This window comes from bacterium, assembly GCA_035703895.1.
Lineage (GTDB): Bacteria > Sysuimicrobiota > Sysuimicrobiia > Sysuimicrobiales > Segetimicrobiaceae > Segetimicrobium.
Genome location: DASSXJ010000055.1, coordinates 1 through 9,478 on the forward strand (window position 1 = coordinate 1; position 9,478 = coordinate 9,478).

Sequence of the window (9,478 nt, forward strand, 5' to 3'; positions counted from 1 at the left end):
GGGGTGGGTGCGGTTCAATATGAACAACGACATCTTCAAGGACAAGAAGATCCGCGAGGCCGTGGCCCACGCCATCAATCGCCAGGCGATCGTCCAGGGACTCTATGCCGGGTACGGCGAGGTGGCCCAACAGCACATGCCTCCGTCGATGTGGGGACGAACCCAGGGCGTGAAAGGGTTCGAGTACGATGTCGCAAAGGCGAAACAGTTGCTGGCCGAGGCGAAGTACCCGAACGGGTTTTCCCTCGACTTCTGGTACATCCCGGTGAGCCGTCCCTACTTCCCCGCCGGCAAGGAGATCGGAACGGCGATCGCCAGCGACTTGGGCAAGGTCGGCATTCGGGTCCACCTGATGACCGAGGACTGGGCCGCGTATCTCAAGGACCGCAAAACCAACAAGTTCCCCATCTTCATGATCGGGTGGATCGGGGACAACGGGGACCCGGACGATTGGCTCGGGTTCTTCTTCCCCAAGTACGATAAGGACAACGCGTACCTCTCGTACAATAACCCGGCCGTGTTCGACCTGATCAACAAAGCCAAAGTGACCGTGAGTCAGGCCGAGCGGGCAAAGATGTACGCGCAGGCCGAGCAGTTGCTCCTCGACGACTACCGGGACATCCCGATCGCCCACGCCAAGGTCCCGATCTTGATGCGTAAGAACGTGGCGGGCCTCGTCGGACAGCCGGACGCGAACGAGTACATGGAGACGGTGTCCCTCAAGTAACTCAGGGTGTCCTAAGCTCAGACGGGGGGCCGGCACCAGCTGTCCGGCCCCCTGTCGTGCCGCATAGCGAATGCTTCGGTACATCGGACGCCGCGTGCTTGCCCTCATCCCCATCCTCATCGGGGTCTCCGCGGCGGCATTCCTGCTGATCCACCTCCTTCCCGGCGATCCGGCAACCGTGTATCTTGGAGAACATGCCAGCCCCGAGTCGATCGCGCGCGTGCAACATGAGTTCGGGCTGGATCAACCGCTGCCGGTGCAGTATGGGGTCTACCTGTGGCATGCGATCCGAGGCGACTTTGGGGATTCATTGGAAACCCACCGGCAGGTGATTGTGGAGTTCTGGCCTCGCTTCCCGGCGACGATCGAACTGTCGTTGGGGGCGATCACGGTGGCCCTGTTCGTGGGCATCCCCATCGGCCTCCTCTCGGCCGCAAAACCCAACTCCATCTTCGATCGAGCTGGGATGGCAATCGCCTTGGCCGGGGTCTCGCTTCCGGTGTTCTGGCTCGGTCTGATGCTCGTCTACATCTTTAGCGTCTACTTCCACTCGCTTCCGACGAGTGGCCAGATCGGGATCGACTACTCGCTGCAAACCGTTACACGCATCGACGTCCTCGATGGCCTGCTCACGGGGAACCTTCCCGCGGCCTGGGATGCGCTACGCCACCTCATCCTCCCGAGCATCACCCTCTCCTCGTATTCGACGGCGATCATCGCTCGGATGACCCGAGCGTCGATGCAAGATGCGCTTCATCAGGACTACATTCGGACCGCGCGCGCAAAGGGCGTGGCCGCGCGGGTAGTCATCATCGGCCACGGGCTCCGTAACGCGCTCCTGCCGGTCATCACAGTGATCGGGCTCCAGGTGGGTTCGCTCTTGACCGGCGCGATCCTGACCGAGACGATCTTTTCGTGGCCGGGGGTGGGGCGGTTCATGTACGATTCGATCCTCTTTCGCGACTACCCCGTGATCTTGGGCGGGATTCTGCTGTTCTCGCTCGTATTCGTGCTCGTCAATCTATGCGTCGATGTGCTGTATGCTTTCCTCGACCCCAGAATCCGTTACGCGTAGCCTGATCACGCACCCTGCGATGCGCCGCTCGGAGCGGTCGGCGCTCCGCATGGCCGTGCGGCGGTTCTGGCGGAACGGAAATGCCCGCACAGGCTTTTTTCTGATTGCGGTGTTCACTCTGATTGCGATCTTCGCCCCGAAGATCGCCCCCGTCGGGATCGACGATGAGAACCTCGCCATGCGGCTTCATCCGCCAACGGCCCAAAATTGGTTCGGCACCGATGAGCTCGGACGCGACGTCCTGAGCCGCGTGCTCTACGGAGCCCGCATTTCCATGACGGTCGGCTTGGTCGCAGTGGCAGGCGCGTTGGGCACCGGGGCGCTTTTGGGGATCAGCGCAGGGTACCTTGGGGGACGCGTGGACAATATCGTCATGCGGATCATGGACATCATGCTCGCGTTCCCATCCGTGATTCTGGCTATCGGGATCGTCGCGATGCGCGGCCCCGGCCTCAACAACACCATCCTGGCCGTCAGTATCGTCAATATCCCCGTGTATGCGCGCGTCGCGCGGGCGTCCACCCTTTCAATCAAAGAGCACGAGTATGTGACCGCCGCTCGGGCGATGGGCGCGCGAAGCTGGCGCGTGTTGATGAGAGCGGTTCTGCCAAACGCCGCCTCTCCGCTGGTCGTTCAGGCGACCCTTGGCGTCGCGGGCGCGATCCTCGACGCGGCCGCGCTGGGCTTCCTCGGATTGGGTGCCCAACCGCCGACGCCCGAGTGGGGCGTGATGCTCTCTGACAGCTACAAGTACCTCTTGACCGCGTTCTGGGCCGCCCTCGCTCCGGGTGCCGCGATCGCCCTCATGGTGCTCAGCTTTAACCTCACCGGAGACGGCCTCCACGACGCACTGGATCCCCGCCTCTCGGGATCCTTCTAACCCCCCAGCACGCGCTCCGCCGCCTCTTCCCCCGAACGGATGCAGTCGGGAATCCCCACACCCCCAAACGCATTGCCGGCGACGGCGAGTCCGGGGTGGCGGGCCACGCGCACCTGAATGGCGGCCACCCGGTCGGGGTGCCCCACCTGATATTCCGGCATCGACGCCGAGTGCCGGTGCACCCGCACCAGGGTGGGCGCAGAGGAGATGCCGAGCAGAGGTCCGAGATCCTGTTGGACCAGCGCGGCGAGATCGGCATCGTCGCGATCCAGCACCCCCTGGGACCGCTCCCCGCCGAGGAACGCGCGGAACAGCACATCGCCGTCGGGCGCCCGGCCTGGATATTTAAGGCTGGAGAACGCACAGGCGAGGATCGACCGGCCTTCCACCTGGGGCACCACAAAGCCGAACCCGTCGAGCGGATGCCGGATCTCCGTCCTCGGGTACACGAGCGTCACAATCGCCGACGAGTGATAGGGAATCGTCGACAACTCGCGTCCCAGATCGGGATCGAGGCCTCCCACAAGCCGGGCCGACCGGGACGCGGGAACCGCGAGGATCACACCGTCGGCCAGCAGTGTCGTGCCATCGGCCAGGTTGACCCGCCACGTTCGCGGCCCGCTCGACCGCCCGAGGGAGGTGACCCTCCGGCGCAGCTTGACCGAAGACGCCGGTAGACGCCCCGCCAGGCCGGAGACCAGCTCCTGCATCCCCCCCGCCGGCGCCGCGAACAGGCTCCACCGCGGGCCGCTGCCATCTTGGCCTCCGCGGCTTCCTGGCGACCGCCGCAGCGCCCGGATCACGCTCCCGTGCCGGCGTTCCATCTCCGCAAACCGGGGCATCGTGGCGCGCAAACTGACCCCGGCCGGATCCACCGTATAGATCCCGGTGACGAGCGGCTGGACCACCCGATCCAGCACCTCGTGTCCGAATCGCCGCGTCACGAACGCCCCCACGCTCTCGTCTTCCTCACCCCGGCGTTTCGGCAGAACGAGATCCATCGTCGCGCGCATCTTGCCGCGCCAGGAGAGCAGCGGGGACCGCCACAGCGGCCCAAGCCGGCTCGGCGCCAGGAGAACGAATCCGTCGGGCAACGGCACGAGCCGTCCGTGGTGGACCACGAAGGTTCGGCGGTGAGCCCCTTGGGTGGGGATCAAACGCTCCGTCAACCCCAGCCGGTCGCACAGCTCGAGAGCCCAGGGCTTCTCGGTCAGGAACGAATCCGGTCCCCCCTCGATGAGATACCCGTCGATCTGCTCGGTCGCAATCGTGCCGCCGAGCCGGTCGCTCGCCTCAACGAGGATGAGATCGATCGGCGCCCGCCTCGCCGCGCTCAACTCCAAGAGCCGGTGCGCCGCGGCCAGGCCGGCGATCCCGCCGCCCACGACCACGATCCGCAGGGCGTCGGCCCGGCCCTGCCCGGGGATCGGCGAGGATTTCACGCCACCGCCCTGGCCCGCACGAGGTCACCAAGCATCCGGATGAACGCCGGGTGATCCATCACCGTGCCCGCGCGATGAAACGCCACCCCGCTGCGACCCGCGGTCTCGCGAGCTTCCGTATCGAGATCGTAGAGGACTTCAATATGGTCGCAGACGAAGCCGATCGGGGCGACGACAACGGCTCGCTCACCGTCTCGCCCCAGGGACCGAATCACATCATTGATGTCCGGGTCGAGCCACGGAGTCCTCGGGTCACCGCTGCGGCTCTGGTATGCGAGCGACCACCGCGGGTGCTGGAGTCGGGCGGCGACGAGCCCCGCAGAGGCGGCCAGCTGGCCGGCGTACGGCGCCTTGGCTGCCATCGCCGACGGAAGGCTGTGCGCGGTGAAAATGAGCGTGGTCCTCTCCCGGTGCCCGGCGGGAACGGCGCTCATCGCCGTGGCGATCCGATCGGCCTGCGCCTCGATGAACCCGGGGTGATCGAACCACGGCCCGAGGTAGTCTACGGCGGGCGCTCCTTCCCCTACCCGAACGCGCGCCTCTGCGACGTTCTCCTGGTACTGCTCGTAGCTCGAGTAACTGCGGTGAGGCCCCATCACGATCCCGAGGGCATGGCGGACGCCATCCGCGCGCATCCGGGCCAGGCCCTCGTGGAGGTAGGGGGTCCAGTTTCGCATGCCGACGTAGACCGGAATCCGCGGGCCGCGCGCGGCCAGATCAGCCTGCAGGGCCTCCGCTTGCCGGTGCGTCAACTCGGTGAGCGGGGAGTGCCCATCGAATACCTCATAGTGGTGGACCACCTCTTCGATGCGCTCCGGCTGCACGGTGCGGCCGAGCAGGACGTTGGCAAGGAATGGCCGGACGTCTTCCATCCGATCCGGACCACCGAACGCGATCAGCAGCACGGCATCGTAGCGCGACATGTCACCGATGGCTCTCCTCATGCACGATTTCGACCAGCGCGGCGGCGTGCTGCCACGGGGTCTGTGGGAGGACCCCATGCCCGAGGTTGAAGATGTGTCCCGATCGGTCGCCTGCGCTTGCCAAGATGGTTCGGACCGCCCGTCTGATTTCTGCCGGGTCGGCCAGCAGCACCGCGGGATCGAGGTTACCCTGCACGGCGACGTCCTGGCCCAGACGGTCCCACGCCCGGCCCAGGTCCACGCGCCAGTCCAGTCCGATCACGTCGCCGCCGGCCTCGCACATCAGCTCCAGTAGACCCGCGGTTCCGATGCCGAAGTGGATCACGGGGACCGCTCCCGCGATCCCGTCGATGACCTGCTTGGTAAACGGGAGGACGTGCCGGCGGTAGTCGTCGGGCGCCAAACACCCCACCCAACTGTCGAAAATCTGCACAGCCTGGGCACCGGCGGCGATCTGCCCGTTGAGGTATCCGATCGTCAGCGTCGCAAGCTTGTCCATGAGCCTCCGCCAGGTTGCCGGATCACCGTACATCAGGGTCTTTGTCCTGAGGAACTGCCGGGACGGACTCCCTTCGACCAGATACGACGCGACGGTGAACGGACCGCCCGCGAACCCGATCAGGGGCACGCGTCCGTGAAGCGCCTGCCGCGCGCGCCGGACGGTCTCGAACACAAACGGCACGGCCTCGTGAGGATCCACCTCCCGCAACCGCTCGACATCGGCGGCCGTCCGCACGGGACGGTGGACGAGCGGGCCCTCGCCTTTTGCGTACTCGAGCCCGACGCCGAGCGGCTCGGTGACGAGGAGGATGTCGGCGAAGATGATCGCCGCATCCACCTTCAGGCGGTCTACCGCGAGCACGGTCACTTCCGCCGCTGCATCGGGGGTCTTGCAGAGTTCAAGCAGGCTGATCCGTTCGCGGATCGCCCGATACTCCGGGAGAATCCGGCCCGCCTGCCGCATCAGCCAGATCGGCGTGAACTCGACCGGTTCCCGGCGGCACGCCCGGAGGAAAGGAAGTGTGTGGCCCATCGCTCCTATTAAAACACGCCGACGACCGCCACGAGCCCGGCGGCCGCCGCGACGAACACCACCGGCTCGATCCCTGTCCAGCGGCTGTTGGCGGCGGACTCGTGCTTCCACCAGTGACTGGGGAAGAACTTGCGCCCCTTGCGCTTGAACAAAATGTCCGGGACGTTCTCGAGATCGGGAATCACGCCCCCGATCACCCCGGCGGTCATCCCGATGTTCCCGGCCACAATAGCCAGCGCCAGGACCGCGAGCACCCCGCACGCATCGGCGATCAGATGCAGGGGTCTATCGTCGTCGCGATGCGGCACGAAGTCGAGCACTACATGCGAGACCGCTCCGGCAACAAACGCCACCGCAGGGCGCCCGACGAGCACTCCGCTGAGCCCGCCCACGAGCGCATGGGTTGTCGCCTTCATTCGTTACGTGAGCATCCTCGGGCCGAATCCTCACAATGAGGGGTGGGCAGATGTGCGACCAGGGGCGCACAGGCACAGGACCCTCGATCACCTGCGACAGGAGTTCGGGACGGAGGGTCCCGCCCCCTCCAACGTGCGTCAAACGCGAGTGATGCTCATCCCCGAGATCGGCAAAGATGATCCGGGGACGCAGAGATGGAAGTACATGCAGCATCGCGATCCGGTTTGAGGGAGGAACGGAGATGGAGGAGACGAACCGCCGGCCGATCATCTACACGCCTTCCGACCTGCCCAAGTGGCAAAATTTCTTCCTGATCGGATTGGTCCTCTGGATCGCGTCGGTCGTGGTCACAGGAACGACGGGCAACGTGAACATGATTCCGACGGTCGTCCTGCTGGGAAGCTTTCTTGTTCCGGTCACCGCCGTCATCTGGTATTTGGATCACTACGAGAGCCCCGAGCTCACGCTGCGATTGGTCTTTTACACGTTCATCGTCGGCGGCGTCCTCGGCACGCTCGCGGCCTCCGTGCTGGAGTCGTGGCTGCGCAGCGAGAGCCTCCTCGTCTATGTCGGTGTTGGGCTGATCGAAGAATTCGCCAAACTGATGGCGTTGCTTTTTGTGGCCCGTCGCCTGCCACGCTACACCATTCGAGACGGCATCGTGCTCGGCGCAACCGTCGGGTTTGGCTTTGGCGCCCTCGAGAGCAGCGGGTATGCGTTGACCTCGCTCTTCTCTATCGGCGGACACGAAGTCTCGTTGTCGTTGGGCAACCTGGTGTTCACAGAACTCATCCGCGGCGTGTTGGCGCCGGTCGGACATGGGTTGTGGACGGCGATCCTCGGGGGCGTGCTCTTCGGAGCCAGCCGAGCAGGGCGTGTCCGCGTGACGCGCAAGGTGTTCGGCACCTACCTGCTCGTGGCGCTGCTCCATACCCTGTGGGACGCGATGCGGGGTATCGCGTTCGCGCTGACCGCGCTGTTTACGACCACGCCCGCCCAGCGGATCGCGATCATAGAGGGTGTGCTGCTGCCCCCCACCATCAAGCAGGTCAAGGTATTTCTCGCCTTCGAGGTCGGCGGGCTCGTCGTGATCTCGCTCTACGGACTCTTCATGCTGTGGCGTCTCTGGCATGCACCGGACCGCACGCCACATCAATGAAGGCGCATACCCGCGGAGAGGTGAGTTTAGCGGCGCACCACGGTGATGTAGGTCACGATGTCCCACGCGTTGCGAATGCCAACGAAAATCAGCAATACGACGCCGCCCGCGAGGATGAACAGTGCCAGCACCGGAGCAGCGGCAAGGGCTATCGCACCTGCCGAGATCGCCCCATACGCCACAAAGGGCAGGATCGTGTACCATATCCAGTCCTCGAAATCCGCCGTATAGAAGGAGAGTCGCCTCGTCCGATGCATCACGCGCAGAATGTACACGAGGCCGAGGAGACCGATGAGGGCGACCGCCACGCCGGCGTGAACCAGCGAGCGCCACGGCGCGATGAGCACGGCCGAGATGAGCAATGCCGCGGCAAAGTGCATGACCGTCGGCGTACTAAACGTCGCGATCCCTGCATGGGTATCTTCCGCCCGTTCCGTCCGCGTCACCAGGGTGATCACGACGAACATCAACCCGGTCAACGCCGCAGCCGACGAGCCGGTCATGACGTAGAAGCTCGACCAGGCAGTGAGGATCGACGATGCGGTGTCGGCCATTGTTACGCTTTGCGAGCCTTGACGCCGAGCGCCATCGCAGCCTCCGCGGCAGCGCGCTCGCCGGTTTCGAGCGCTCCATTCACCGTGCCGCCTTGGCCGTCGGTCGACGTGGCTTCGCCTGCGAAGAAGAGCGTGTCGTCAACCGGCGCCGCAAGCGCCGCGCGCGCATTCCCGCCCCCGACAGTGACATAACTGTACGCGCCGCGTGCGAACGGGTCGCGGCTCCAATCGTGTGTGAGGCCGCCTTCAAGCTCCTTACGCACGAGCTCCGGTTGGTTGAACAATGCCCCGAAACCGCCGAGCGCGCGCTCGATGAGGGTCGCTTCTGCGACGCCGCTGAGCGCGATCGCCCTTGGGCCGCCAACCCATGCGATGACAAGCGTGCTGCGTACCGGCAACTCCGTCCAATACGTCGGGAAGGGTTGCCGTTCGCAGCGAAAGAACGCGGCGTCCCGGTAGCGCCCGTTTCGAATCTGCTCCCAGAACGCCGTCCGGAACCATAACACAACCTTCACCGCGTGGCCCATCTCGATGCGCCGAAGCGCCTCGATCTTAGCAGGCGGTAACTGAGGGGCGAACGCGACCGCGGTGTCGTCGCCGCGATGGCGTAAGACGCCTATCGGAAGTGTCACGATCACGGCTCGCGCATGAATCGCCTGCGGCGTACCGCAACACTCCGCATCGACGGTGACGGCTCCACGACGCCACGAAATTCGGCGCACGATTGTCGACAGGCAGAGCTGCACGCCCGCCGCGACGCAGGCATCGCGGAGATGGTCGAACATCCGCCGGTAACCGCCGAGCGGCCGCGCGATCGAAAAATCGACCCCCGATCGCCATTCGTCTACCATCGCACGTGCACTGGCGATCGCCGGATCAGCGGCATCGAATCCCTCGACGAATGCACGAGCTTCCGTCGCGGCCTCCCACGTCGCCTCATCCCCCTCGAACGGCCGCAGGAATCGGTCGACGCTCTCGTCGTCGGCGAGCGCTCGGGCCGCCTCCATGATGCCGGCAACCGACGACACGTCCGTGTCATCACGTCGTAGTTCGCCGTCCTCGGAGCACCTCCACGCATCGCCGCTCGTGTCTGCGGCCGTCGTTCCCGCGTCGCGGAGCAATTGCATCGTCAGCTCGCCTCGGCCGTGGATGAACTCTGCGCCGAGTTCCACCGGCGTTGCCGTCCGCGCGACGGGACGCGACCACACGCGGCCGCCGATGCGGTCACGTGCCTCCAGCAGAACCACCCGCACCGAGCGACCGGCGAG

At 65.4% G+C, this 9,478-nt stretch carries 10 protein-coding genes; 4 read left to right on the forward strand and 6 right to left on the reverse strand.

Features of this window, described 5'->3' with window-relative positions:
* The 3 genes from VFP86_03860 to VFP86_03870 all read left to right on the forward strand — a co-directional run.
* On the forward strand, nucleotides 1–727 hold a 727-nt coding region (locus VFP86_03860), incomplete at its 5' end, for an ABC transporter substrate-binding protein (GenBank protein ID HET8998759.1).
* Nucleotides 728–797: 70 nt separating this feature from the next.
* Nucleotides 798–1,802 carry an ABC transporter permease gene (locus tag VFP86_03865; protein ID HET8998760.1) on the forward strand — a complete coding sequence of 335 codons (1,005 nt, stop codon included), beginning with the start codon at nucleotides 798–800 and terminating at the stop codon, nucleotides 1,800–1,802.
* A 49-nt stretch (nucleotides 1,803–1,851) separates the two neighbouring features.
* Complete coding sequence (locus VFP86_03870) at nucleotides 1,852–2,682, forward strand: ABC transporter permease (protein ID HET8998761.1); 831 nt, start codon at nucleotides 1,852–1,854, stop codon at nucleotides 2,680–2,682.
* Here the strand turns inward: VFP86_03870 and hemG are convergent.
* Genes hemG through VFP86_03890 form a run of 4 tightly spaced genes read right to left on the reverse strand, consistent with a single transcriptional unit; the run spans nucleotide 2,679 to nucleotide 6,496 of the window.
* Nucleotides 2,679–4,124, reverse strand: a complete 1,446-nt coding sequence (hemG, locus tag VFP86_03875; protein ID HET8998762.1) for a protoporphyrinogen oxidase — start codon at nucleotides 4,122–4,124, stop codon at nucleotides 2,679–2,681. The genes VFP86_03870 and hemG overlap by 4 nt on opposite strands.
* A complete protein-coding gene (gene hemH / locus VFP86_03880) occupies nucleotides 4,121–5,047 on the reverse strand; it encodes a ferrochelatase (protein ID HET8998763.1) in 927 nt (308 codons plus the stop codon). The genes hemG and hemH overlap by 4 nt, the downstream gene beginning before the upstream one ends.
* Nucleotide 5,048: 1 nt before the next feature.
* Nucleotides 5,049–6,080, reverse strand: coding sequence for a uroporphyrinogen decarboxylase (gene hemE, locus VFP86_03885; protein HET8998764.1), 1,032 nt, complete (start codon nucleotides 6,078–6,080; stop codon nucleotides 5,049–5,051).
* 8 nt (nucleotides 6,081–6,088) lie between these two features.
* Nucleotides 6,089–6,496 carry a hypothetical protein gene (locus VFP86_03890; protein HET8998765.1) on the reverse strand — a complete coding sequence of 136 codons (408 nt, stop codon included), beginning with the start codon at nucleotides 6,494–6,496 and terminating at the stop codon, nucleotides 6,089–6,091.
* Nucleotides 6,497–6,738: 242 nt separating this feature from the next.
* Here VFP86_03890 and VFP86_03895 point away from each other — a divergent pair, with 242 nt between their 5' ends.
* Complete coding sequence (locus VFP86_03895) at nucleotides 6,739–7,656, forward strand: PrsW family glutamic-type intramembrane protease (protein HET8998766.1); 918 nt, start codon at nucleotides 6,739–6,741, stop codon at nucleotides 7,654–7,656.
* 26 nt (nucleotides 7,657–7,682) lie between these two features.
* Here the strand turns inward: VFP86_03895 and VFP86_03900 are convergent, their stop codons facing one another.
* Together VFP86_03900 and VFP86_03905 are read right to left on the reverse strand one after the other, a co-directional pair.
* Nucleotides 7,683–8,210: a hypothetical protein gene (locus VFP86_03900; GenBank protein HET8998767.1), complete on the reverse strand. Its 528-nt coding sequence runs from the start codon at nucleotides 8,208–8,210 to the stop codon at nucleotides 7,683–7,685.
* 2 nt (nucleotides 8,211–8,212) lie between these two features.
* Nucleotides 8,213–9,478, reverse strand: a 1,266-nt coding sequence (locus tag VFP86_03905) for an NAD(P)/FAD-dependent oxidoreductase (GenBank protein HET8998768.1), incomplete at its 5' end; no start/stop codon positions are given.